Source organism: Streptomyces sp. WAC06614 (assembly GCF_003949795.1).
Classification (GTDB): Bacteria; Actinomycetota; Actinomycetes; order Streptomycetales; family Streptomycetaceae; genus Streptomyces.
Window position 1 is genome coordinate 1 of the sequence record NZ_RPRY01000090.1, and the last position, 23,422, is coordinate 23,422.

22 protein-coding genes are annotated in these 23,422 nt (G+C 72.2%); 15 read left to right on the forward strand and 7 right to left on the reverse strand.

What is annotated here, in order from left to right:
- Nucleotides 1-851: 851 nt before the first annotated feature.
- From EF918_RS14840 to EF918_RS14850, 3 genes are all read left to right on the forward strand, one after another.
- Nucleotides 852-2,198, forward strand: coding sequence for a S1C family serine protease (locus EF918_RS14840; RefSeq protein ID WP_125645731.1), 1,347 nt, complete (start codon nucleotides 852-854; stop codon nucleotides 2,196-2,198).
- 73 nt (nucleotides 2,199-2,271) lie between these two features.
- Nucleotides 2,272-3,018, forward strand: coding sequence for a response regulator transcription factor (locus EF918_RS14845; RefSeq protein ID WP_125645733.1), 747 nt, complete (start codon nucleotides 2,272-2,274; stop codon nucleotides 3,016-3,018).
- Nucleotides 3,015-4,454, forward strand: coding sequence for a cell wall metabolism sensor histidine kinase WalK (locus tag EF918_RS14850; RefSeq protein ID WP_260610209.1), 1,440 nt, complete (start codon nucleotides 3,015-3,017; stop codon nucleotides 4,452-4,454). Before EF918_RS14845 ends, EF918_RS14850 begins: the two co-directional genes overlap by 4 nt.
- Here the strand turns inward: EF918_RS14850 and EF918_RS14855 are convergent.
- Nucleotides 4,428-5,300 carry a phosphatidylinositol-specific phospholipase C gene (locus EF918_RS14855; RefSeq protein ID WP_125645735.1) on the reverse strand — a complete coding sequence of 291 codons (873 nt, stop codon included), beginning with the start codon at nucleotides 5,298-5,300 and terminating at the stop codon, nucleotides 4,428-4,430. The genes EF918_RS14850 and EF918_RS14855 overlap by 27 nt on opposite strands.
- A gap of 137 nt (nucleotides 5,301-5,437) precedes the next feature.
- Between EF918_RS14855 and EF918_RS14860 the strand changes: the two genes are divergently transcribed.
- Nucleotides 5,438-6,337 carry an alpha/beta fold hydrolase gene (locus EF918_RS14860; RefSeq protein WP_260610210.1) on the forward strand — a complete coding sequence of 300 codons (900 nt, stop codon included), beginning with the start codon at nucleotides 5,438-5,440 and terminating at the stop codon, nucleotides 6,335-6,337.
- Nucleotides 6,338-6,414: 77 nt separating this feature from the next.
- Here the strand turns inward: EF918_RS14860 and EF918_RS14865 are convergent, their stop codons facing one another.
- The gene (locus EF918_RS14865) at nucleotides 6,415-8,232 is read right to left on the reverse strand and encodes a bifunctional UDP-sugar hydrolase/5'-nucleotidase (RefSeq protein WP_125645737.1); all 1,818 of its coding nucleotides are present in this window, start codon (nucleotides 8,230-8,232) and stop codon (nucleotides 6,415-6,417) included.
- Between the two features lie 117 nt (nucleotides 8,233-8,349).
- On the opposite strand from EF918_RS14865, the gene mshD reads away from it, so the two are divergent.
- The 7 genes from mshD to pstB all read left to right on the forward strand — a co-directional run bounded on the left by mshD (nucleotide 8,350) and on the right by pstB (nucleotide 17,576).
- Nucleotides 8,350-9,273, forward strand: a complete 924-nt coding sequence (gene mshD / locus EF918_RS14870; RefSeq protein WP_125645739.1) for a mycothiol synthase — start codon at nucleotides 8,350-8,352, stop codon at nucleotides 9,271-9,273.
- Nucleotides 9,274-9,766: 493 nt separating this feature from the next.
- On the forward strand, nucleotides 9,767-12,070 hold the full coding sequence (locus EF918_RS14875; RefSeq protein ID WP_185921749.1) for an RNA degradosome polyphosphate kinase: 2,304 nt from the start codon (nucleotides 9,767-9,769) through the stop codon (nucleotides 12,068-12,070).
- The gene (locus EF918_RS14880) at nucleotides 12,051-13,049 is read left to right on the forward strand and encodes a CHAD domain-containing protein (RefSeq protein WP_260610212.1); all 999 of its coding nucleotides are present in this window, start codon (nucleotides 12,051-12,053) and stop codon (nucleotides 13,047-13,049) included. The genes EF918_RS14875 and EF918_RS14880 overlap by 20 nt, the downstream gene beginning before the upstream one ends.
- Nucleotides 13,050-13,443: 394 nt before the next feature.
- Nucleotides 13,444-14,580, forward strand: coding sequence for a phosphate ABC transporter substrate-binding protein PstS (gene pstS / locus EF918_RS14885; RefSeq protein ID WP_125645741.1), 1,137 nt, complete (start codon nucleotides 13,444-13,446; stop codon nucleotides 14,578-14,580).
- 133 nt (nucleotides 14,581-14,713) lie between these two features.
- Nucleotides 14,714-15,700: a phosphate ABC transporter permease subunit PstC gene (gene pstC, locus EF918_RS14890; protein WP_125645744.1), complete on the forward strand. Its 987-nt coding sequence runs from the start codon at nucleotides 14,714-14,716 to the stop codon at nucleotides 15,698-15,700.
- A complete protein-coding gene (gene pstA, locus EF918_RS14895; protein WP_125645746.1) occupies nucleotides 15,700-16,770 on the forward strand; it encodes a phosphate ABC transporter permease PstA in 1,071 nt (356 codons plus the stop codon). Before pstC ends, pstA begins: the two co-directional genes overlap by 1 nt.
- A gap of 29 nt (nucleotides 16,771-16,799) precedes the next feature.
- A complete protein-coding gene (gene pstB, locus EF918_RS14900) occupies nucleotides 16,800-17,576 on the forward strand; it encodes a phosphate ABC transporter ATP-binding protein PstB (protein ID WP_125645748.1) in 777 nt (258 codons plus the stop codon).
- Nucleotides 17,577-17,681: 105 nt separating this feature from the next.
- Here pstB and EF918_RS14905 read toward each other — a convergent pair whose 3' ends face one another.
- From EF918_RS14905 to EF918_RS14915, 3 genes are all read right to left on the reverse strand, one after another.
- A complete protein-coding gene (locus EF918_RS14905; RefSeq protein WP_125645750.1) occupies nucleotides 17,682-18,704 on the reverse strand; it encodes a hypothetical protein in 1,023 nt (340 codons plus the stop codon).
- Between the two features lie 149 nt (nucleotides 18,705-18,853).
- Nucleotides 18,854-19,852, reverse strand: coding sequence for an inorganic phosphate transporter (locus EF918_RS14910; RefSeq protein ID WP_125645751.1), 999 nt, complete (start codon nucleotides 19,850-19,852; stop codon nucleotides 18,854-18,856).
- Nucleotides 19,853-19,857: 5 nt separating this feature from the next.
- Nucleotides 19,858-20,478 carry a DUF47 domain-containing protein gene (locus EF918_RS14915; protein ID WP_029382179.1) on the reverse strand — a complete coding sequence of 207 codons (621 nt, stop codon included), beginning with the start codon at nucleotides 20,476-20,478 and terminating at the stop codon, nucleotides 19,858-19,860.
- A gap of 194 nt (nucleotides 20,479-20,672) precedes the next feature.
- Between EF918_RS14915 and EF918_RS14920 the strand changes: the two genes are divergently transcribed.
- The gene (locus tag EF918_RS14920) at nucleotides 20,673-21,005 is read left to right on the forward strand and encodes a metal-sensitive transcriptional regulator (protein WP_125645753.1); all 333 of its coding nucleotides are present in this window, start codon (nucleotides 20,673-20,675) and stop codon (nucleotides 21,003-21,005) included.
- A gap of 10 nt (nucleotides 21,006-21,015) precedes the next feature.
- Here EF918_RS14920 and EF918_RS36945 read toward each other — a convergent pair whose 3' ends face one another.
- Together EF918_RS36945 and EF918_RS14925 are read right to left on the reverse strand one after the other, a co-directional pair.
- Nucleotides 21,016-21,180, reverse strand: a complete 165-nt coding sequence (locus tag EF918_RS36945; RefSeq protein ID WP_185921750.1) for a hypothetical protein — start codon at nucleotides 21,178-21,180, stop codon at nucleotides 21,016-21,018.
- Between the two features lie 143 nt (nucleotides 21,181-21,323).
- Nucleotides 21,324-22,145, reverse strand: coding sequence for a hypothetical protein (locus EF918_RS14925; protein ID WP_125645755.1), 822 nt, complete (start codon nucleotides 22,143-22,145; stop codon nucleotides 21,324-21,326).
- 141 nt (nucleotides 22,146-22,286) lie between these two features.
- Here EF918_RS14925 and EF918_RS14930 point away from each other — a divergent pair, with 141 nt between their 5' ends.
- The 3 genes from EF918_RS14930 (at nucleotide 22,287) to EF918_RS14940 (ending at nucleotide 23,383) form a co-directional block, all read left to right on the forward strand.
- The gene (locus EF918_RS14930) at nucleotides 22,287-22,508 is read left to right on the forward strand and encodes a hypothetical protein (protein WP_125645757.1); all 222 of its coding nucleotides are present in this window, start codon (nucleotides 22,287-22,289) and stop codon (nucleotides 22,506-22,508) included.
- Nucleotides 22,509-22,562: 54 nt separating this feature from the next.
- Nucleotides 22,563-22,790, forward strand: coding sequence for a hypothetical protein (locus EF918_RS14935; protein WP_125645759.1), 228 nt, complete (start codon nucleotides 22,563-22,565; stop codon nucleotides 22,788-22,790).
- Nucleotides 22,791-22,984: 194 nt separating this feature from the next.
- A complete protein-coding gene (locus EF918_RS14940; protein WP_125645761.1) occupies nucleotides 22,985-23,383 on the forward strand; it encodes a hypothetical protein in 399 nt (132 codons plus the stop codon).
- Nucleotides 23,384-23,422: the final 39 nt, after the last annotated feature.

A 23,422-nucleotide genomic window follows, 5' to 3' on the forward strand; every position in this document is an offset into this window, starting at 1 on the left:
GCCCTAGTGGGTGGCGGACGCGCCCCGCCGCCGGCGGGGCGCGTCCGCCACCCACTAGGGCCGGCCGCCACCAGCCGCCAAGGGCATGGCTGACGCCCACGAGCACCCGCCCAGCGCCGCCCGCTAGGGCGTGCCCGCACCCCCGAGCGCGTGCCCGCCGCAGCCGTGGGCGTGGCCAGCGCAAGCGCGAGCGCGTACCAGCTTGCCCGCAGGGCGTGGCTGACGCCCAATAGCGCGCCCCCAGCCGCCCGCAAGGCGTGACTGGCGCCCAAGAGCGCCCGCCCAGCAAGCGCCGCCACCCGCTAGGCGTGCCCGCCCACCCGCGAGCACGTGCCCGCCACAGGCATGGGCGTGCCCGCCGCAGCCGTGCCGGCGGGTGCCCGCACCCGCGAGCGCGTGCCCGCCGCAGCCGTGGGCGTGCCCGCCGCAGCCGTGGGCGTGGCCAGCGCGAGCGCGAGCGCGTACCAGCTGCCCGCAGGGCGTGGCTGACGCCCAATAGCGCGCCACCAGCCGCCCGCAAGGCGGGACTGGCGCCCAAGAGCGCCCGCCCAGCAAGCGCCGCCACCCGCTAGGCGTGCCCGCCCACCCGCGAGCACGTGCCTGCCACAGGCATGCGCGTGCCCGCCGCAGGCATGGGCGTGCCCGCCGCAGGCGGGGCCGCGTCCGGCACCCGCCAAGGCCGGTCGCCGGCCGGCGAGCGCGGCGACCCGGCGGGCGGGGTTCGCCGGGCCGGGTGCGTCGCCCGGCGTCCGCGCCGCCGCCCGGGCCTTTATTTCGGGCATACGAGGTTCTGTCGGGCTTCTCAGCCGGGACTCAGGAAGCTTTCATGATCGGCGGTCAGAGTCGGGGGCATGACCGACAGCCACCGCCGCGAAGGCGAGCCCCAGGAGAACCGCCCGACCCACGACGCGTCGTTCGGCCCGGGTGTCACGCCCGGCCCGGCGGCGGCCGGGGCCTACCCCCCGCCGCCGGCCTACCCCCCGCCGGCCGCGCCCGGCTGGCACGAGGCGCACCGGCCGGACGCCGCCGCGTACCCGGCCGAGGGCCAGGGCCGGCCCTGGGGGCAGGGCCCGGACGCCGCCGCGTACCCGGCCGAGGGCCAGGGCCGGCCCTGGGGGCAGGGCCCGGACGCCGCCGCGTACCCGGCCGAGGGCCAGGGCCGGCCCTGGGGGCAGGGCTGGGACGAGCCGCGGGCCTCGCCGGTGGCCGAGGCCCCGGCCGGCTTCGACGGGGCGCCCGGGCACCGGGCCAAGGCCAAGCGGCCGGTGGCGCTGCTGGCCGCGGTCGCCCTCGCGGCGGCAGTGGTCGGCGGCGGCACGGCGGCCGCCGTGCAGCAGTGGCTCGGCCCGGTCGCGGGAGCCGTCGGCGGCGGCGTGAACGGCTCCAACGTGTCGCAGTCCACCCTGGGCACCGTCGCCGGCGTCGCCGAGACGGTCAGCCCCTCCGTCGTCCGGATCGACACCCGCAGCGGCAACGGCCAGGGCACCGGCTCGGGCATCGTGCTCAGCGCGGACGGCGAGATCGTCACCAACAACCACGTGATCTCCGGCGCCTCCGAGATCCAGGTGACCCTGAGCGACGGCAAGAAGTACAAGGCGAAGCTCGTCGGCACCGACCCCGACAAGGACCTCGCCCTGATCAAGCTCCAGGGCGCCTCCGGCCTCAAGCCCGCCAAGCTGGGCAACTCCGACGGCCTCAAGGTCGGCGACCAGGTCGTGGCCATCGGCTCGCCGGACCGCCTCACCGGCACCGTCACCAGCGGGATCGTCTCGGCCCTGAACCGCGAGGTGACCGTGCCCAAGTCCGAGCAGCGCTCCCCGCAGCGCCAGCAGTCCCCGTACGGCGGCCCCGGCGGGAGCTGGCCGTTCTCCTTCGAGGGCCGGCAGTTCAACGGCGACACCGGAAACAACAAGACCTCCTACAAGGCCATCCAGACCGACGCCTCCCTCAACCCGGGCAACTCCGGCGGCGCCCTGGTCAACATGAACGGCGAGATCGTCGGCATGCCCTCGGCGATCTACTCCCCCGGCAGCGACAGCTCCAGCGCCGGCAGCGTCGGCCTCGGCTTCGCCATCCCGGTCAACACGATCAAGGCCGACCTGGACTCCCTGCGCAAGGGCGGCCCCGGCGGCGCGGGCTCCCCCGGCTCCGACGACAGCGGCAACGGATACGGGAACGGGAACGGGACCAGCTTCTAGGCTGGGAGGCTCCCCCGGCCGCCACCGCCGGGGGAACCGCCGCCGCCCGACCCGACGCCGAAGGAAACCGTCCATGAACCCCGCCGAAGGCGAAGCCTCCCGCATCCTCGTCGTCGACGACGAGCCCGCCGTACGCGAGGCCCTGCGCCGCAGCCTCGTCTTCGAGGGGTACCAGGTCGAGACGGCCGTCGACGGAATCGACGCCCTCGACAAGGCGGCCGCCCACGCGCCCGGGCTGATCGTCCTCGACATCCAGATGCCGCGCATGGACGGCCTGACCGCGGCCCGCCGGCTGCGCTCCGCCGGCTCGGTCACCCCGATCCTGATGCTGACCGCCCGCGACACCGTCGGCGACCGGGTCACCGGGCTCGACGCCGGCGCCGACGACTACCTGGTCAAGCCCTTCGAACTGGACGAGCTGTTCGCCCGGGTCCGGGCCCTGCTGCGGCGCAGCTCCTACGCCGCCGCCCAGGCCGCGGCGGCCGCCGGCGCCGGGCCCGACCCGGACGTGCTGACCTTCACCGACCTGCGCATGGACCTGGCGACCCGGGAGGTCACCCGGGGCGGGCGGCCGGTGGACCTGACCCGGACCGAGTTCACCCTGCTGGAGATGTTCCTGGCGCACCCGCGCCAGGTGCTCACCCGTGAGCAGATCCTCAAGACGGTCTGGGGCTTCGACTTCGAGCCGAGCTCCAACTCCCTGGACGTGTACGTCATGTACCTGCGCCGCAAGACCGAGGCCGGCGGCGAGCCCCGGCTGGTGCACACCGTCCGCGGGGTCGGCTACGTGCTGCGGGCCGGCGAGAGCGGGCACGAGTGAGCCCGATCGGCAGATTCCGCGCGCTGCCGCTGCGCTCCCGGCTGGCCCTGCTGGTCACCACGGCCGTGGCGGTGGCGGTCGCGGCGGTGGCGGCGGTCGCCTGGTTCATGGCCCGCGCCCAGCTGGAGAACCAGCTCGACAGCTCCCTGCGCGCCACCAACGCCGAGGCCCAGGCCAACCAGGTCTTCGCCCGGCGGGGCTGCGTGCCCGGTCCGCTGGACCCCAGCGACGTCTCCAACAACCTCAGCGCCCAGGTCCAGCTGGTGCTGGCCAACGGCGGCCGCTGCTGGGTGGACGGCCGCAACACCCTGGAGCTCACCCGGATCGACCTGGAGGTCGCCCGCCGCGAGCGCGGGGCGACGTTCTACGACACCCGGACCTCCGACGGGGTCGCCGTCCGCGTCTACACCCAGCCGGCCGTCCTGGGCACGGTCAACGCGGCCCTGTCCGTGGCCAAGCCGCTCGGCGACATCGACACACCGCTGTCCACGCTGGCCTGGGTGCTGCTGCTGGTCTCCGGGATCGGCGTGATCGGTGCGGGCGCGGCCGGCCTGTGGGTGGCCCGTACGGGGCTGCGGCCCATGGGCGAGCTGACCGGGGCGGTCGAGCACATCGCGCGCACCGAGGACCTGACGGTACGGATCCCGGACGAGGGCGACGACGAGATCGCCCGGCTGTCGCGCTCGTTCAACTCGATGACCGCGGCCCTGGCCTCCTCCCGGGACCGGCAGTCCCAGCTCATCGCGGACGCGGGCCACGAGCTGCGCACCCCGCTGACCTCGCTGCGCACCAACATCGAGCTGCTGGCGCGCAGCGAGGAGACCGGCCGGGCCATCCCGCCGGAGGACCGCAAGGAGCTGCTGGCCTCGGTGAAGGCCCAGATGACCGAGCTGGCCGCGCTGATCGGCGACCTCCAGGAGCTGTCCCGCCCGGACGCGGCCGCCCCGGGCCCGCTCCAGGTGGTGCCGCTGCACGAGATCGTCGGCAGCGCCCTGTCGCGGGCCCGGCTGCGCGGTCCTGAGCTCGCCTTCGAGGCGGAGCTGGAGCCCTGGTACGTGCGCGGCGAGGCAGCGGCGCTGGAGCGGGCCGTGGTGAACGTCCTGGACAACGCGGTGAAGTTCAGCCCGCCCGGCGGCTCCGTCGAGGTCGCGCTCAGGTCCGGGGAGCTGACCGTACGGGACCACGGTCCGGGTGTGCCCGCCGAGGACCTGCCGCACGTGTTCGAGCGGTTCTGGCGCTCGGAGTCGGCCCGGGCCCTGCCGGGCAGCGGGCTGGGTCTGTCGATCGTGGCGCGTACGGTGCAGCGCTCGGGCGGCACGGTCGCGCTGCGGGCGGCGGCGGACGGCGGGCCGGGGACGGAGGCCGTGCTGCGGATCCCGGGCGCGCCGACGCCGCCGCCCGCGGCCCCGTCAGAAGGGGTTGTGGACGATCAGTGACTCGATGAACCCGCCGCGGGTGTTGGGGAAGTCCATGGGGACGACCCCGAGCCCGGTACGGCCGGCCATCTCGGAGCCCGTGACGAAGGCGTGGATCTGCGGGTTGAGCCGGTCGGCGTTCCAGCGCGGCGGCATGTACGCGGCCGTGGAGACGTAGTTGACGAACAGCTTGCCGGGCTGCTGGACGGCCTTGCGGAAGTGGTTCTCGATCCGGCCGCGCTTGGCGAACGGCTCGGTGTTGTAGTCGTCCTGGATGTCGAACCAGTTCCCGTCGCCGTAGCGGATGCCGGGCAGGCCGCCGTTGTCGGCGAGCAGGACGACCTTGCCGCGCGCCTGGCCGAGGGTGGGCAGGGTGGGGGCGATGTGGAACAGCGGGCGCCAGCCGCGGTGGTCGAGGTAGTCGTCGAAGATCGCCCGGAAGGTGGCGTCGCTGTCGCTGGAGTACTCCTGCTTGACCCGCATGAGGAGGGTCTCGCCCGGGTGCCGGGCGAGGAAGTTCGCGCAGGCCACGAGGACGTCCCCGAACATCAGGTTCTGGTAGAACGCCGCGTGGTGGATGGCGAACGAGCCCCCGGTGACCCGGCAGCGCACGTCCAGGAAGCGGATGCCGGCGTCGAGCTGCTGGGCGATGCCGATGTTCTGGCAGGCCACGTACAGGCCGCCGTAGAGGGCGCCGGAATCGTGGGTGCCGGGGATGGTCATCCGCTGGAGCGCGGTGCCGTCCGCGAGGCCGGTCATCCAGTCCTGGGTGCCCTGCGCGGCGGCGGCCGCGGGTCCCGCCCCGAGCCCGGCCACCGCCCCCGCGGCCAGTGCCCCCACCAGAAACGTGCGCCGATCCAGGCTCATGCCGCCCCTCCAGTCGCCGTTGACGTAGCCCGGATTATGGCGTGCACACATCAAGATGCCTACCCATCGGTAGGGCCGGACTTCATCCGGGACCGTACGCACGTCTTATACAAGCGTCTTGTACGTATGATCTATACATGCGTATAGTCGGGGTGTCGGAAGGCGTCGCCACCGGGCGCCGCCCCGTCCCGCAGGAGGGGAACGTCATGAGCAGCTCCACCACCGCCACCGCCGCCGCCCGCACCACCGGCACCGCCACCCGCCGCACCCTGACCGTCCAGGGCCGGACGCTGTCCTACCTCGACTTCGGCGGGACCGGCCGGCCGCTGCTCGCGCTCCACGGGCACCTCTCCGAAGGCGCCTCCTTCGCCGGGCTCGCCGCCGCCCTGGGCGACGACTGGCGGGTCATCGCGCCCGACCAGCGCGGCCACGGCGACTCCGACCGGGCCGCCGACTACGACCGGGCCGGCTACCTCGCCGACCTGCGGGCCCTGCTCGACCACCTGGACCTCGGCCCGGTCGTCGCGCTCGGGCACTCCCTCGGCGGGATCAACGCCGTCCACCTGGCCGCCGAGGACCCGCACCGGGTCTCGGCCCTGATCTCCGTGGACACCGCCGTCGAACTCACCGGCACCGGGGCCGGCCCGCTGGCGTTCGTCCTCGGCTTTCCGTACACCGCCCCGACCCGCGAGGAACTCGTCGCCGCCTGCGGTCCCGTCGGGCCGATGGTCGCGCCGGCGCTGCGGCCGCTCCCGGACGGCTCCGGCTGGCGGCTGCCGTTCCACCCGCAGGACACCGTCACCTCCGAGAACGCCGTCCACGGCGACCACTGGCCGCAGTGGCTGGCCGGGACCTGCCCGGCCCTGCTGGTCCACGGCCTCCGCAGCCAGGTGCTGTCCCGGGCCCAGGCCGACGCGATGGTCGTACGGCGCCCCGGTACCGCCTACGCGGCCCTGGACACCGACCACTTCGTCGCCCTCCAGGACCCCGCGGGCTTCGCGGCGGCGGTCGCGGCCTTCCTCGCCACCATCCGGTGACGCCGAAGGGGTGGCGAACCGGGAACGGTCCGCCACCCCTTCCAGGTGGTGCGGGTGGTGCGGGTGGTGCTACCTGCCTACTTGATGACCGTGATGCGGCCGGTCGCCGGCGGGGCCAGCGGCGCGGACGGCGAGGAGTGCGCGGTCAGGTAGGCGTTGAACGCGTCCAGGTCGGACTTGGCCACCAGCTTGTTCTTGTGCTCCTTCAGGACGGTGAAGCCGTCACCGCCGCCCGCGAGGAACTCGTTCATCACGACGCGGTAGGTCTTCGCCGGGTCGATCGCCTCGCCGTTGAGACGGATCGAGTCGGTGACGACCCGGTCGGCACCGGTCTTCGTCATGTCCAGGGTGTACGACAGGCTCTTGGAGATCTGCAGGATCTTCGGGTTGGCCCCGTTCACCGGACCGCTCACCTGCTGCTGGAGCGCGGTGACCAGCTGGGCGCCGGTCAGGTCCACGACGTTGAGCATGTTGGTGAACGGCTGGACCGTGAAGGCCTCGCCGTAGGTCACCACGCCGTCGCCCTCGGAGCCGGAGGCCTTGTAGGCGAGGTCCGAGCGGATGCCGCCCGGGTTCATGAGGGCCAGCTGCGCGCCGCCCTTGTCCGCGGCGGCCGTGGCCTCCAGCTGGGCGTCGGCGATCACGTTGCCGAGCGGCTTCTCGTACGCCTCCGAGCCACGGCCCGGGATGTCCGCCGAGATGTAGCCCTGCGGACGGCCGGCGACCGGGGCGGCCAGCGCGTTCCAGCGCTGGATCAGCGCCGTCATGTCCTCGGCCTTGGGCTGGTCGCGGCGCACCACGTGGTTGCCGGTGACCGGGGACTTCACCGCGGTGCGGACGATGTCCTTGGTCGCGCGGTCGTACGTGAGCGTGGTGTCGGTGTAGACCTTGCCGATGGAGGCGGCCGAGGTCACCGTGCGCGGGTTGCCCGCCGGGTCCGGGATGTTGCAGGCGTAGGCCTGGTGCGTGTGGCCGGTGACCAGCGCGTCGACGGCCGGGTCGACGTTCTTGGCGATGTCGACGATCGCACCGGAGATGCCGGCGCCGGCGCCCGGGACGTTGCAGTCGAAGTTGTACGCGCCCGAGGCGGGCAGGCCGCCCTCGTGGATCAGCGCGACGATGGACTGGACGCCCTGGCGCTGGAGTTCCTTGGCGTACTTGTTGATCGTCTCGACCTCGTCACCGAACTTCAGGCCCTTGACGCCCTCGGCGGTCACGACGTCCGGGGTGCCCTCCAGGGTCACGCCGATGAAGCCGATCTTCACGTCGCCCTTCTTCCACACGTAGGTGGGCGAAAGGAGCGGACGCCGGGTCTTGTCGTCCGTCACGTTGGCGGCGAGGTACTTGAACGAGGCGCCCTCGAAGGTCTTGCCGAACTCGTAGCAGCCCTCGACCGGGTGGCAGCCGCCGTACTGCATGCGGCGCAGCTCGGCGCGGCCCTCGTCGAACTCGTGGTTGCCGACGCTGGTGACGTCGAGGTTCAGCTTGCCGAGCGCCTCGATGCTGGGCTCGTCGTGGAAGAGACCGGACAGCAGCGGGCTGCCGCCGATCATGTCACCGGCGGCGGCGGTGACGGAGTAGTCGTGGCCCTTGCGGGCCTCGCGCAGGCTCGTGGCGAGGTACTCGACGCCACCGGCGGGTATCGCCTTGGTGGTTCCGTCGGCCTGGAGCTCGGTCACGTTGCCGGACGAGCCCTGCGGCGGCTCGAGCGTGCCGTGGAAGTCGTTGAAGGACAGCAGCTGCACGTCGACGGTGCCCTTGCCGGCCGGACCGCCACCAACAGCGGCGCCTGCCGGGAGAGCGGCGGTGACCAGCGCGCCGGCTCCCGCGGTGACGGCGAGGGCGGCGAGGGTCAACCGGCGGGCTCGGCCGCGCCGTTGTGGTGTCGCTGACATCAGTTCCCCTTTGCGGACAGCGAAACGAGTTGGGAGGTCACCGCAGCCTATGGTCAACGCGCGTAGCACGACAGGGGGTAATGGGTTACGACGAGGTTGCGGTCGTAGGCTCGACGCATGACTGACGCAAGCGCGGCCCTGGAGCCGGGACGGCAGATCCTGACCCTCGACGAACTGACGGACGACCAGGCGAGCGAGGTCCTCGCCCTGATCGAGGACGCGGCACGGACGGACGGCACCACCGCGGTCTCCGAGCAGGGCAGGCTCCAGCTGCGCGGCGGGCCCCGGGAGGGCATCCGGCACTTCCTGCTGACCGAGGGCGGCCGGCTGGCCGGATACGCGCAACTGGAGGACACCGACCCGGTGGAGGCACCGGCGGGCGAGCTCGTCGTGCGCCCGGCGATGCGCGGACGGGGCCACGGGCGCGCCCTGGGGACGGCGCTGCTGGCGGCCTCGGGCAAGCGGATCCGGGTGTGGGCGCACGGGGGCCGATCGGCGGCGCGGCACCTGGCGCAGGTGCTGGGGCTGACGCTCTTCCGGGAGCTGCGGCAGCTGCGGCGGCCGCTGGGAGCGGAGCCGCTGCCGCAGCCGGTGCTGCCGGACGGGGTCACGGTGCGGACGTTCGTCCCGGGCAAGGACGACGCGGCCTGGCTCGCCGCCAACGCCGCCGCGTTCGCGCACCACCCGGAGCAGGGTTCGCTGGACCAGCGGGACCTGGACGACCGCAAGGCGCAGCCGTGGTTCGACCCGAAGGGGTTCTTCCTCGCGGAGCGGGCCGGCGAGATCGTCGGCTTCCACTGGACCAAGGTCCACGCGGCCGAGGAGCTGGGTGAGGTCTACGTGGTCGGTGTCCTGCCGTCGGCCCAGGGCGGGGGCCTGGGCAAGGCCCTCACCGCCATCGGCCTCCACCACCTGGAGGCCGCGGGCCTGCCGACGGCCATGCTCTACGTGGACGCCGACAACCCGGCCGCCCTCGCGGTCTACGAAGGCCTGGGCTTCACGACCCACGAGGTCGACCTCATGTACCGCACCGAAACCTGAGCGGGCCCGGCGACCTGACCGGGCCCCGGGCGGAGCCCAGCCTCCGGGCGGCGGCCCTCCTCGCGAAGCCGGGCCCCGGGCGGAGCGCAGCCTCCAGGGGCGCGGGGAACTGCGCGGGCAACCACCGAAGGCCCGACGGCCCGGCGGCCCGGCGGCCCGGCGGCCCGGATCACTCCAAAGGCCCCGCGGCGGAGCCGGTACGCGTCCGCCGGCCCGCGGAGGCCGAGCGCGCAGTTCCCCGCGCCCCCGAGGCACGGCTCCGGCCCGGCGGAGGTGACAGGGCCCCCGAGGCACGGCTCCGGCCCGGCGGGGGCCGGAAGGGGGCCGCGGAGCGGTCCCCGGAAGGGTCGGCGGTAGGGCTCCAGGAAGCCATGCGCCATTCACCGGCCATTAAGACGACCTTGCGACGCTACTCGGCATGCACCCCGGACCGCGCCCGCCCGCAGACGATTTCGACGCGCCTGTCGTGCCGCGTGCGCGGAACAATGGAGCCATGAACCACAAGCCCAGCGCCCGCGCCGCCACCAGCGAGGTTCCCAGCCAGCACTCGCAGGCCAAGGCCGCCCCCGCGGCCACCCCCGAGCCGGCGGCCGCGGCCGGCTCGACGGCCGCCTCCGCGGCGGCCCGCCGCCTCGGCTCGATAGCCGCCCACCGCCCGCACGCGGCCGGCCTCGATCCGGACATCGACGCGGACGTGGACGCGTACGACGAGAAGGACGGCGCCGGAGAGCTGCCGGCCAACCGGTTCCTGGACCGGGAGCGCAGCTGGCTCGCCTTCAACGAGCGCGTGCTGGAGCTGGCCGAGGACCCCACCACCCCGCTCCTGGAGCGCGCCAACTTCCTGGCGATCTTCGCGAGCAACCTCGACGAGTTCTTCATGGTCCGCGTGGCCGGCCTCAAGCGCCGCATCGCCACCGGCGTGGCCACCCGCTCCGCCTCCGGCCTGCAGCCCCGCGAGGTCCTCGACCTCATCTGGACCCGCTCCCGCGAGCTCATGGCCCGGCACGCCGCCTGCTTCCAGCACGACGTGGCCCCGGCCCTCGCCGAGGAGGGCGTCGAGCTCATCCGCTGGCCCGACCTCACCGAGAAGGAGCAGGCGCGCCTCTTCACCCTGTTCCGCAACCGGATCTTCCCGGTGCTCACCCCGCTGGCCGTGGACCCCGCGCACCCCTTCCCGTACATCTCGGGCCTGTCCCTGAACCTCGCGGTCGTCGTCCGCAACCCCGTCAGCGGCCACCGGCACTTCGCCCGGGTCAAGGTCCCGCCGCTGCTCGACCGGTTCCTGGAGGCCTCCCCGCAGCGCTACGTCCCGCTGGAGGACGTCATCGCCGCGCACCTGGAGGAGCTGTTCCCCGGGATGGAGGTGCTCGCGCACCACATGTTCCGGGTGACCCGCAACGAGGACCTGGAGGTCGAGGAGGACGACGCCGAGAACCTCCTCCAGGCCCTGGAGAAGGAGCTCATGCGGCGCCGCTTCGGCCCGCCGGTCCGCCTGGAGGTCGAGGAGTCCATCGACCCCGGCGTGCTGGACCTGCTGGTGCAGGAGCTGAACATCTCCGCCGCCGAGGTCTACCCGCTGCCCGGCCCGCTGGACCTCACCGGCCTGTTCGGCATCGCCTCCCTCGACCGGCCCGAGCTGAAGTACCCCAAGTACATCGCCGGCACCCACCGTGACCTCGCCGAGGTCGAGTCGGCCTCCGCGCCCGACATCTTCGCCGCGCTGCGCGAGCGGGACGTGCTCCTGCACCACCCGTACGACTCGTTCTCCACCTCGGTGCAGGCCTTCCTGGAGCAGGCCGCCGCCGACCCGGACGTCCTCGCGATCAAGCAGACGCTGTACCGCACCTCCGGCGACTCGCCGATCGTCGACGCCCTGATCGACGCGGCCGAGTCCGGCAAGCAGGTCCTCGTCCTGGTCGAGATCAAGGCCCGCTTCGACGAGCAGGCCAACATCAAGTGGGCCCGCAAGCTGGAGGAGGCCGGCTGCCACGTGGTCTACGGCCTCGTCGGCCTCAAGACCCACTGCAAGCTCTCGCTCGTGGTCCGCCAGGAGGGCGAGACCCTGCGCCGCTACAGCCACGTCGGCACCGGCAACTACCACCCCAAGACCGCCCGCCTCTACGAGGACCTCGGCCTGCTGACCGCCGACCCGCAGGTCGGCGCGGACCTCTCCGACCTGTTCAACCGGCTCTCGGGCTACTCGCGCCGCGAGACGTACCGCCGCCTGCTGGTCGCCCCGCGCTCGCTGCGCGACGGGCTGGTCTCGCGGATCGAGAAGGAGGTCGCCCACCACCGGGCCGGCCGCCCCGCGTACGTGCGGATCAAGGTGAACTCGATCGTCGACGAGGCAGTGATCGACGCCCTGTACCGCGCCTCGCAGGCCGGTGTGCCCGTCGACATCTGGGTCCGCGGCATCTGCGCGGTGCGCCCCGGCGTCACCGGGCTGTCGGAGAACATCCGGGTGCGCTCGGTGCTGGGCCGGTTCCTGGAGCACTCCCGGATCTTCGCCTTCGCCAACGGCGGCGAGCCCGAGGTCTGGATCGGCAGCGCCGACATGATGCACCGCAACCTCGACCGCCGCATCGAGGCCCTGGTCAGGGTCAGTGACCCGGCCCACCGCGCGGCCCTGGACCGGATGCTGGAGACGGGCATGTCCGACGCCACCTCCTCCTGGCACCTGGGCCCGGACGGCGACTGGACCCGGCACAGCACGGACGCCGAGGGCCAGCCGCTGCGGCACGTACAGGAGATGCTCATAGACGCCCGGAGGCGCCGGCGTGGATCGACCAAACCCTGACCTGACCGGGACCGCAGGAGACGTGCTCGGCGCGTACCTGCGGTCCCAGGCCACCGCTTTCCTGCGCGCGATGCGCCTCTACGAGGAGAGCGGCGCACACGGGGCGAACGGGCCTGACGCGCCCGAAGGACGCGATGCGACGTGCAGCCTGCGGGGGGCTGCGCGCCGGATCAGCGCCTCGCTGGCGACCTTCCGCCCGGTGGCCGAGACGTCCTGGGCGGACGGCCTGCGCACCGAGCTGGTGTGGCTCTCGGCGACGCTCGCCGACGAGCAGGCGTACGGCACCCGGCTGACCCGGCTGATGGACGCCCTGCACCGGCTCTCCGGCGTCCCGGTCTCGGAGCTGCCCGCGCAGCGCGGGGGCGCCTCGTCCCTGACCGTGGGCTCGGCCCGGGCCGGCGCCCTGCTGGAGCGGCAGCTCACCCTGGCCCGGACCCGGGCCCATACGGCGAGCCTGCAGGCCCTGGGCTCGTCCCGGTTCCACGCGGTCGCGGACGCGGTGGCGGTGCTGGCGTCGGAGGTCCCGCTGGACCCCGTGGCGGCCGCCGGACCCGTGGCGGACGTGCTCCTGCCGCTGTCCGCGGTGGCCGAGGGCCGGCTGACCGCGGCGGTCGCGGACCTGCCGCTGACCCGGGCCTCGCACCCGTACAACGCCGACGCACTGATCGCGGACGCGCACCAGGACGCGCCCTGGCACGAGGTGCGCCGGCTGCTGCGCGTGCACCGCTACGCGCAGGAGGCGCTGGGGACGGACGTGGCCCGGCTGGCGGCGGCCGGCGAGGCGCTCGACCGGCACCGTGACGCGGCGGAGGCCGCCGCGGCCTCGGCGACGGCGGCCCGGACCCCGAGGATCGCCCCGGCCACGGCGTACGCCCTGGGCGTGCTCCACGCCGACCAGCGGCACGAGGTGGAGGCCGCCCGGTTCGCCTTCCAGCGGATCTGGCTGCGCACGCCGGCGGCGGCCGCCGTGCCGTCCTAGAGCCACGCCCCGGACGCGCGCCCCGACGCGCCCCGGACAGGCCCCGGAGGAAACGGCTCACCCCGTTCCGGTGACCGAACGATTTCGGCCATCCGGAGCGGGGCCTTCCGCGTACCCCGGGAGGGGCGCACAGGAGCGTTCATGGCATAACAGATGCATAACGGGTGATTGCGCCCGCGCAACACCAGACAGGAACGCACCGGGTCGTCCGCCATGGTTCACCATCCGTTCACCCGCCCCGGTCGGCGGCTTCACCTGTCCTGCCTAATTTCGACCCTGCACAGCGCGAATCGCCCCTCAGACCGAGCGGTCCGCGCGCTCACCCACGTAGTCCTCTTCGCACGCCGCCCCGGAACAGAAAGCGGCCGGCGGCTCCTGGAAGGAACACCCGAAAGTGAAGCTTCAGCGCAAGAACATGCTTCGTGCCTCCGCCCTCGGGGCGCTTGTCGTGTCCGGCGCCCTGGTCCTCACGGCGTGCGGCTCGGACGACAACACCAAGGGTGCCGACGGCTCGGCCAAGCCCTCGGCCGCCGCTGCCGGCGACATCAAGTGCGACGACGCCAAGGGCAAGCTGCTGGCGTCCGGTTCGTCCGCGCAGAAGAACGCGGTCGACCTGTGGATCAAGAACTACATGGCCGCCTGCTCCGGCGTCGAGGTCAACTACAAGTCCTCCTCCTCCGGTGAGGGCATCGTCGCGTTCAACCAGGGCACCGTCGGCTTCGCCGGCTCCGACTCGGCGCTGAAGCCGGAGCAGGTCGAGGACTCGAAGAAGATCTGCACCGGCGGTCAGGGCATCGACCTGCCGATGGTCGGCGGCCCGATCGCCATCGGCTTCAACGTCGCCGGTGTCGACAAGCTGACCCTGGACGCCCCCACCCTCGCCGCGATCTTCAACGACAAGATCAAGAAGTGGGACGACGAGGCCATCAAGAAGCTGAACCCGGGCGTCAACCTGCCGGGCACCGCCATCCAGGCCTTCCACCGCTCCGAGGACTCCGGCACCACCGAGAACCTGGGCAAGTACCTCAAGGCCACCGCCGGTGACCAGTGGACCTACGAGGCCGCCAAGAAGTGGCCCGCCCCGGGTGGCCAGGCCGCGTCCGGCTCCGCCGGTGTCGCCGCCCAGGTCAAGCAGGTCGACGGTGCGATCGGCTACTTCGAGCTGTCGTACGCTTCTTCTCAGGGCATCAAGACGGTCGACATCAACACCGGTGCCGCCGCCCCCGTTGCCGCCACCCCGGAGAACGCCTCCAAGGCCATCGCCGCCGCCAAGATCGCCGGCACCGGCTCCGACCTGGCCCTGAAGCTCGACTACGCCACCAAGGCGGAGGGCGCCTACCCGATCGTCCTGGTGACCTACGAGGTCGTCTGCGACAAGGGCAACAAGGCCGAGACCCTGCCGGCCGTCAAGTCCTTCCTGAACTACACGGCGTCCGACGCCGGCCAGAAGATCCTCTCCGAGAACGGCTACGCCCCGATCCCGGCCGAGATCAACAAGAAGGTCCGCGAGGTCATCGCCACGCTGGGCTGACGACACGGCTCCGAGGGTGCCGACCCGCCGCCGTCCCGGCGGGTCGGCACCCCGGGGTCCTTCTCCCGCTCAGTCGGGGGAATCCGGTGCACCGCCGCCAGGGGGCTCGCCCCCCACACAGACCGGAAAGACCATGGCTTCCACACCCACCCAGATAGACACGGCTCCGCCTGTCACCACGAGCAAGCAGTCCACCGGCCGCGCCGGTGACAAGATCTTCGCGGGCCTGTCCAAGGGCTCCGGGATCCTGCTCCTGGTGATCATGGCGTCGATCGCCGCCTTCCTCACCTACCGGGCCTCCCTCGCGCTGTCGCAGAACGAAGGCAACTTCCTCACCACCTTCGACTGGAACGCGTCGGCCAAGCCCCCCGTCTTCGGCATCGCCGTCCTGCTCTTCGGCACGATCGTCAGCTCGATCATCGCCATGGCCATCGCGGTCCCCGTCGCCATCGGCATCGCGCTGTTCATCTCGCACTACGCGCCGCGCAAGCTGGCCGCCCCGCTCGCGTACGTGGTCGACCTGCTGGCCGCCGTCCCGTCGATCATCTACGGCATCTGGGGCGCCCTGTTCCTGGTGCCCCAGCTCAATGGCCTGAACCTCTGGCTCGACGAGTACTTCGGCTGGACCTACGTCTTCGACAAGACCCAGGTCGGCGTGGCCCGTTCGCTCTTCACCGTCGGCATCCTGCTCGCGATCATGATCCTGCCGATCGTGACCAGCGTCAGCCGCGAGGTCTTCCTCCAGGTCCCGCGCATGAACGAGGAGGCCGCCCTGGCCCTCGGCGCGACCCGCTGGGAGGTCATCAAGATGGCGGTGCTGCCCTTCGGCCGCTCCGGTGTCATCTCCGCCTCGATGCTCGGCCTCGGCCGCGCCCTCGGCGAGACCATGGCCGTCGCGACCGTCCTCTCCCCGAGCTTCCTGATCTCGCTGCACCTGCTGGACGCCGGCGGCGGCACCTTCGCGCAGAACATCGCCGCGAAGTTCGACGAGGCCAACGAGTTCGGCCGGGACGCGCTGATCGCCTCCGGTCTGGTCCTCTTCCTGCTCACCCTGCTGGTCAACGGCGCCGCCCGCCTCATCATCGCGCGCCACAAGGAGTTCTCGGGGGCGAACGCCTGATGAGCCACGCAATCCAGGACCGGCCCGTGCGGTCCGCCGCCCCCGCCGCCCTCACCCGCGGTGGCCTGCCCCGCTGGGCCCCCGCCGGCATCGCCGCGCTCTCCGTGGCCCTCGGCTGCGGCATCGGCGTCGCCGCCGACCTGCACAGCAAGGTCCAGTGGGGTCTGATCGCCGCCCTGCTGTTCGTCGTCGTCACGTACACGGCGAGCTCGGTGGTCGAGAACCGCCGCCAGGCCAAGGACCGCGTCGCCACCTCGGTGATGTGGGTGTCCTTCGTCCTCGCGGTCGTCCCGCTGCTCTCGCTGATCTGGACGACGATCAGCCGCGGCCTGAAGGTGCTCGACGCCTACTTCCTGAGCCACTCGATGAAGGGCGTCACCGGCTTCGAGCCCGGCGGCGGTGTGTACCACGCGCTGCTCGGCACCATCGAGCAGGTGCTGCTGGCCACCGCCATCGCCGCCCCGATCGGTCTGCTCACCGCCGTCTACCTGGTCGAGTACGGGCGCGGCCCGCTCGCCAAGGCCGTCACCTTCTTCGTCGACGTCATGACCGGCATCCCCTCCATCGTCGCGGGTCTGTTCATCCTGACGACCTGGAACCTGATGCTCGGCTTCGGTCCCTCCGGCTTCGCCGGCGCCATGGCCCTGTCGATCCTGATGATGCCCGTCGTGGTCCGCTCCACCGAGGAGATGCTCAAGCTCGTCCCGAACGAGCTGCGCGAGGCCGCCTACGCCCTCGGTGTGCCGAAGTGGCGCACGATCCTGAAGGTCGTGCTCCCGACCGCCATCGGCGGAATCTCCACCGGTGTGATGCTGGCCGTGGCCCGTATCACCGGTGAGACCGCGCCGATCATGCTGCTGGTCTTCGGCTCCCAGCTGATCAACGACAACCCCTTCGAAGGCGCACAGTCCTCGCTCCCGCTCTACATCTGGGAGCAGTACAAGGTCGGCAGTGCCGCCTCCTACGACCGGGCCTGGGCCGCCGCCCTCGTCCTGATCGCCTTCGTCATGATCCTCAACCTGGTGGCCCGCGGCATCGCCCGCTGGAAGGCCCCGAAGACCGGTCGCTGACCGCGGCCACGAAAGAAGCTCTGATTCCCATGGCCAAGCGCATCGACGTCTCCGGTCTCTCCGCCTTCTACGGCAACCACAAGGCCATCGACGACATCTCGATGACCGTCGAGCCCCGCTCCGTCACGGCCTTCATCGGCCCGTCCGGCTGCGGCAAGTCCACCTTCCTGCGCACCCTGAACCGCATGCACGAGGTCACCCCGGGGGGCCGCGTCGAGGGCAAGGTGCTGCTGGACGACGAGAACCTCTACGGCGCGAACGTCGACCCGGTGGCCGTGCGCCGCACGGTCGGCATGGTCTTCCAGCGCCCGAACCCCTTCCCCACCATGTCGATCTTCGACAACGTGGCGGCGGGTCTGCGCCTGAACGGCAACTTCAAGAAGAGCGAGCTGAACGACATCGTCGAGCGCTCCCTCAAGGGCGCCAACCTCTGGAACGAGGTCAAGGACCGGCTGAACAAGCCCGGCTCCGGCCTGTCCGGCGGGCAGCAGCAGCGTCTGTGCATCGCCCGCGCCATCGCGGTCGAGCCGCAGGTCCTGCTGATGGACGAGCCCTGCTCCGCCCTGGACCCGATCTCCACCCTCGCCATCGAGGACCTGATCGGTGAGCTGAAGGAGCGCTTCACGATCGTCATCGTGACGCACAACATGCAGCAGGCCGCGCGCGTCTCCGACCGCACCGCCTTCTTCAACCTCGCGGCGGTCGGCCAGCCCGGCAAGCTGATCGAGATCGACGAGACGGAGCGGATCTTCTCCAACCCGTCCGTCCAGGCCACCGAGGACTACATCTCGGGCCGCTTCGGCTAGGCCGAACCCCCTGAACGTCCTGCGGTGCTGCATGGCGGTGCCACCGCAAGGCGAAGGGCCCGGCTCCCCCTGGGTGGGGGGAGCCGGGCCCGACTTCGTTCCGGGTCAGACCCGCTCGCCGTCCGGGCGGGCCGGGGTGTGCGGGGAGGACTTGGCCGCCCCGGTCGCGGCGAGCGGCGTGTTGACGCAGCCGGCGATGTCCGGGGCGCAGTTCTCCGGGTGGTTGTCGACGACGGTGGTGCGGGTCAGCGTCACCGCTCCGTCGTTACGGATGCCGCCCCCGCTGCCCGGGCCGCCCTGGGCCGTGTTGCCGTGGATCTTGGAGTCGCTGATCCGCGTGGTGGCGCCGACCCCGACGCCGAGGCCGCCGCCCTGCTCCGAGGCCAGGTTGAACCGCACCTTGACCTTGGTGAGGGTCAGCCGGCCCTGGCTGCCGGTGTTGCGGATGCCGCCGCCGGTCACGGCGCTGTTGTGCTCCACCACGGTCCGGGTCAGGGAGGCCGTCCCGTCGTTGAAGAGACCGCCGCCGTTGATGGTGGTGGCGGTGTTGTCGTGGATCCGGGAGTCGGTCACGGTCAGCGAGCGGCCGGAGGCCCCGACGTTGTCGATGCCGCCGCCGAGGGTGGCGGCGGTGTTGTGGCGCACGGTGGTGTCGTCGAGGGTCAGCGTGCCTTCGTTGCGGATGCCGCCGCCGGTGCTGGAGGAGACGTTCTCGCTGACCACGCAGTGGGTCAGGGTCAGCGTGGCGCCGGCGTTGAGGATGCCGCCCCCGCCCGAGCCGGTGGTGGACCGGCCGCCGATGATCCGCACCTTGCTCAGCTTCACCACGGCCGGCCCGGTGACGGTCAGGGTGCGTCCGGCGTGGTTGCCGTCCAGGGTCGCGGAGTCCACCCCGACGACGGTCAGGTTCTTGTCGATGGTGAACGGGCCCACGCAGTGCCCGGACACCTTCAGGGTGGAGTCGGCGGGGGCGTTGTCGATGGCGGTCTGGAGGCTCTCGGCGGCGCAGCGGACCGCGATGGTGTCCGCGGCCTGCGAGGGGGCCGCTCCGAGCAGCCCCAGACCCACCCCCATGGCGGTGGCCGTGACGGCGGCCATCCGCCCCGAACGGGCTCTCGGCATGAACATGGCTGTCTCCTGTCGTCGTACGCCTGACTTCACGACACGGAGGCTCACGTTAAGGAGCGCCGATCAGGGCGGCCGGTGACAGTCCGTACGGGTCCCTCGAACGACCGACCCCTGTCCGCCAAAAGCCACTGCCCCGGCGGCCGGCGGGGCTACCCGAAGGCCAGATCCACCAGCCAGAAGCTCAGCGCCGCGACCAGGGCGGCGGCCGGCATCGTGATGAACCAGCCCAGGATGATGTTCTTGGCCACGCCCCAGCGGACCGCGTTGACCCGCTTGGTCGCGCCCACGCCCATGATCGCCGAGGTGATCACATGGGTGGTGGAGATCGGCGCGTGGAAGAGGAAGGCCGTGCCGAACATGATCGAGGCGCCGGTGGTCTCGGCCGCGAAGCCCTGCGGCGGATCCAGCTCGATGATCTTGCGGCCGAGGGTGCGCATGATGCGCCATCCGCCCGCGTACGTGCCCAGCGACAGCATCACGGCACACACGATCTTGACCCAGACCGGGATCGGGTCGCCCGCCTCCTCGACGTCGGCGATGACCAGGGCCATCACCACGATGCCCATCGTCTTCTGGGCGTCCTGCAGACCGTGGCCGAGCGCCATGCCCGCCGCCGAGACCGTCTGCGCGATCCGGAAGCCGCGCTTGGCCTTGTGCGGATTGGCCCGCCGGAACAGCCACAGGATGGCGCACATCACCAGGTAGCCGACGGCCAGACCGACCAGGGGGGAGAGGAACATCGGGATGACGACCTTGTCGACCACCCCGGACCAGATCACCTCGGTCCCGCCGGCCAGCGCCGCGCCCACCATGCCGCCGAAGAGGGCGTGCGAGGAGGACGAGGGCAGGCCGAAGTACCAGGTGATGAGGTTCCAGACGATCGCCCCGACCAGCGCGGCGAACAGGATCCACATGCCCCGGTTGCCGTGGGGCGTCTCGATCAGGCCCTCACTGACGGTCTTGGCGACCCCGCTGCCGAGGAAGGCACCGGCCAGGTTCATCACCGCGGCCATCGCCAGGGCCGCGCGCGGGGTCAGCGCCCGCGTGGAGACCGAGGTCGCGATGGCGTTGGCGGAGTCGTGGAAGCCGTTGGTGTAGGTGAAGCCGAGCGCGACGCCGATGGTCACGACCAGCGCGAAGGTGTCCACGAGGTTCAGGACTCCTTGACCGCGATGGTCTCCACCGTGTTCGCGACGTGCTCGAACGCGTCGGCGGCCTCCTCCAGCACATCGACGATCTGCTTGAGCTTGAGGACCTCGATGGCGTCGTACTTGCCGTTGAAGAGGTGGGCGAGCAGCTTGCGGTGGATCTGGTCCGCCTGGTTCTCCAGCCGGTTGACCTCGATCCAGTACTCGGTGAGGTTGTCCATCGTCCGCAGGTGCGGCATGGCCTCCGCGGTCAGCTCGGCCGCCCGCGCCAGGACCTCGATCTGCTGCTCGACGCCCTTGGGGAGTTCCTCGATGTTGTAGAGGACGACCAGGTCGACGGCCTCCTCCATGAAGTCCATGATGTCGTCGAGGGAGGACGCCAGGGAGTAGATGTCCTCACGGTCGAACGGCGTGATGAAGGAGGAGTTCAGCTGGTGGAAGATCGCGTGGGTCGCGTCGTCCCCCGCGTGCTCCGCCGCCCGCATCCGTTCCGCGATCTCGGCCCGGGCGGAAGCATCCGCTCCGAGCAGTTCCATCAGGAGCTTGGAGCCCGTGACGATGTTGTCCGCGGATGCGGCGAACATGTCGTAGAAGCTCGTCTCCCTGGGGGTCAGACGAAATCGCACGTGAGGTCCTCGGGGTGCATCGGATTCGGTCAGGCTGATGCTAGGCGCATCCTTGGGCCACGGCTAACCAGCAGTTCCCCAGTGTCCTCCATCAGGCAGAGTGACGTTCACAGGCCCCCTACGCCTGCGACCCGAGCCCAGTACCCTATACCCATGAGGGGTATGCACCCCCTCGTTCGCACCCGGGAGGACGGATGACGACCACCGAGGCAGAGCCCACCGGCCAGGCCCCCGCCGAGCACGCGGTCCACGGCTACCACCACCAGAAGGACGAGCACCTCAAGCGGCTGCGCCGGATCGAGGGCCAGATCCGGGGCCTGCAGCGGCTCGTCGACGAGGACGTCTACTGCATCGACATACTCACCCAGGTCTCGGCGAGCACGAAGGCCCTGCAGTCCTTCGCCCTCCAGCTCCTGGAGGAGCACCTGCGCCACTGCGTGGCCGACGCAGCCGTCCAGGGCGGGGCGGAGATCGACGCGAAGGTCGAGGAGGCGACGAAGGCCATCGCCCGCCTGCTGCGGACCTGAGGCCCGGGGGTCAGACGCAGGCGCCGAGCTCGACCCCGAGCAGCACCTCGTCGATCCGGTCCTGGCTGAGCCGCTCCCCGTACGCCTCCGAGGCCGCGATGATCAGTTCGCCGCACAGCTCGATCTCGGCGAGTGCCACGTGGTCCTGCACCGTCGTACGGACTGCGGGAGTCACGCGTGTCACCTCTTCCTGCCGACAGCATCGGTCGTCGGATTCTCAGCGTAGGCAGGGGTCGACGCGTGCGCATGACACGGATGGACCATTTCCGGCTACCCGGTCATGGCCCGGCCGCGCCGCCCACGGCCCGCCCCGGACGGCTAGTCGGCGATCTTCCCGGCGTAGATGTCCGTGCTCGCCGGGAGGACCACGGTCACCGGGGTGCCGAAGCCGTAGAGCAGCGTCGTCGAGAACACGTCGATCTCGCCGTTGTTCTCGTAGCTGAAGCGGTGGCGGACCTTCCGGAGCCGGCCCTGCTCGTCGAGATAGGCGTCGAAGGGGACCACGTCCTTGCTGAACCCTTTCGCCGCCGCCTCCAGTGACCCCTTGACCTGAGGTGACGCACTGCGCGCGGCCCGCCCGATGTCGGTGGTGCCGCGGTAGTGGCGGACCTTGGTCCCGGCGAGCTCCGTCTCCCCCACGTACGTCACCTCCTGCGCCCCGCGCAGCAGCTCGGCGGCGGCCAGCGGGTCGGTGGCGCCGCCGGTCACCAGGTTGCCGTCGCCCAGGGTGGTGGTGTCCACGCGCACCCACTTGTCGGCGGGCACGCCCGCGCCCCGGTTCTTCATGTAGAGGGCGCCGGGGGTGAGCAGTTCGGTGATGGGCCGGTGGCCGGGCTTGCCGGTCACATCGGCCGGGAGCATCACCAACAGCTGCCCCATCCGGTTCTTGAAGTCCACCCCGCCCTCGCCCCGGATGGTGACCCGGGTACCGCCGGTGGCCATCTCCATCGCCGTGCGCGCCCGCGCACTGCCGGCCTCGGTCAGGACGTCGGCCGCGCCACGGACCACCGCGGTCCCGTCGACGCCCGCCTTCCCGTCCGCCGTGCCGTCCCCGCAACCGGCCGTCACGACCAGGACGGCGACGGTACCGGCCGCCGCGGCCCCGCGCCTGTGCCACCGCCTGTGCTGGTGCCCCACCATCGCCTGCCAACCCCCAACACGTGACGCTGCTTGCCCGAGGCCCCCACCCGCTCCGGATAACGACCTCCCGGGTTTCCCGTCACGCTTGTCCTGCTTGTCCCGCGCGCCGTACTTCGCCCCGTACCGCGGTACCGTGGACGCGTGGATCAGCACCAGCGAGCGCTTGCCGTCCCTCCGCTCGACGCCCCGCCCCACCTGGTGACCACCGGGGGCGCCACGGACCCGACTCCGACCGACCACACCCTCACCACCACCGAACGCGGCTCGTTCTGCCTGGCCGTGTGCTCCTGCGGCTGGCGAGGACCGGCCCGCCGCTCCCGTGACCTCGCCCGCAGGGACGCGGACCGCCACCGCGCCGGGTAGCCCGTTCGGCCCACCCCGGTGGCCGGACCGCCCCGGGGTGGCTGACCTGGAACCATGCCAGGACGAGCCGTTTCGCGCGCCGCCCTCCTCGTGGGGGCCCTGCTCCTGCTGTTCGCCGCCGCCGGCCCCGCCCGGGCCGAACCCGTCGGCACCGCCGACGGCCCGGGGGACATCGCCCTGGCCATCGGCCTGACGACGGCCGCGGCCGTGGTCACCGGCCTGTGGCTGCGCTCCCGTTACCGCCGCGACGACGCGGCCGACCGCGACGGCGGCGACTCCTGAGCCGGCCCCGCCCGGCCGCGGTCCGGTTCTGCTTCGCGGTGTCCCTGCTGTGCCTGCTGGCCGCGGTGCTGCTCGCGGTCCACGAGGCGTACGCGGGCGGCTGAACGTCGGCCGGGCCGGACTGAGTAGCGGCCGGGCCGGACTGAGTACCCGTACGGACGCGCCCCGCGCCGGGCCGCGCCTACGGTCGCCCCATGGACACCGACACCACCACCGCTACCGCTACGGACCCCGGCACCGACACGGACATCGGCCCGGACGCCGGCACGCGCCCCGAGGCGAGCACAGGGGCGAGCACGGGGCTGCGCCCGGCGGGCACCTGGGCGCAGGCCTCGGGGATCACCGCGGTCTCCCTGCTGGCCTCGGTGTTCGCCCTGCCGGAGCTGTGGCCGGTGCTGTTGATGACCAGCCTGGTCGCGGGGGTCTGGGCGATGGGCGCGGCGGCCTTCGCGCAGCGGCGGGTCCGGCGGGGCGAGGAAGCCGCCTCGCCGCGGGTCCGTACCGGGGCCGTGCTCGGGGCGCTGAACACGGCCGCGATCCTGGCGCTCGTGCTCTGGGCGATCTGGGCGCTGGAGCGGGCGATGCGCCAGTGACGCGGCGGGGCGTGCGCGTGCGGTCGGGGCGGCCGGGGA

Bases quoted from the DNA above. Each gene is read 5' to 3' on its own strand.
- EF918_RS14860 (WP_260610210.1), top strand. From the start codon at position 5,438: ATGCGTATAGTCGGGGTGTCGGAAGGCGTCGCCACCGGGCGCCGCCCC.
- EF918_RS14905 (WP_125645750.1), bottom strand. From the start codon at position 18,704: ATGTTCATGCCGAGAGCCCGTTCGGGGCGGATGGCCGCCGTCACGGCC.
- EF918_RS14845 (WP_125645733.1), top strand. From the start codon at position 2,272: ATGAACCCCGCCGAAGGCGAAGCCTCCCGCATCCTCGTCGTCGACGAC.
- pstA (WP_125645746.1), top strand. From the start codon at position 15,700: ATGAGCCACGCAATCCAGGACCGGCCCGTGCGGTCCGCCGCCCCCGCC.
- EF918_RS14855 (WP_125645735.1), bottom strand. From the start codon at position 5,300: ATGAGCCTGGATCGGCGCACGTTTCTGGTGGGGGCACTGGCCGCGGGG.
- pstC (WP_125645744.1), top strand. From the start codon at position 14,714: ATGGCTTCCACACCCACCCAGATAGACACGGCTCCGCCTGTCACCACG.
- EF918_RS14840 (WP_125645731.1), top strand. From the start codon at position 852: ATGACCGACAGCCACCGCCGCGAAGGCGAGCCCCAGGAGAACCGCCCG.
- EF918_RS14925 (WP_125645755.1), bottom strand. From the start codon at position 22,145: ATGGTGGGGCACCAGCACAGGCGGTGGCACAGGCGCGGGGCCGCGGCG.
- EF918_RS14920 (WP_125645753.1), top strand. From the start codon at position 20,673: ATGACGACCACCGAGGCAGAGCCCACCGGCCAGGCCCCCGCCGAGCAC.
- EF918_RS14875 (WP_185921749.1), top strand. From the start codon at position 9,767: ATGAACCACAAGCCCAGCGCCCGCGCCGCCACCAGCGAGGTTCCCAGC.
- EF918_RS14865 (WP_125645737.1), bottom strand. From the start codon at position 8,232: ATGTCAGCGACACCACAACGGCGCGGCCGAGCCCGCCGGTTGACCCTC.
- EF918_RS14935 (WP_125645759.1), top strand. From the start codon at position 22,563: ATGCCAGGACGAGCCGTTTCGCGCGCCGCCCTCCTCGTGGGGGCCCTG.
- EF918_RS14940 (WP_125645761.1), top strand. From the start codon at position 22,985: ATGGACACCGACACCACCACCGCTACCGCTACGGACCCCGGCACCGAC.
- mshD (WP_125645739.1), top strand. From the start codon at position 8,350: ATGACTGACGCAAGCGCGGCCCTGGAGCCGGGACGGCAGATCCTGACC.
- pstB (WP_125645748.1), top strand. From the start codon at position 16,800: ATGGCCAAGCGCATCGACGTCTCCGGTCTCTCCGCCTTCTACGGCAAC.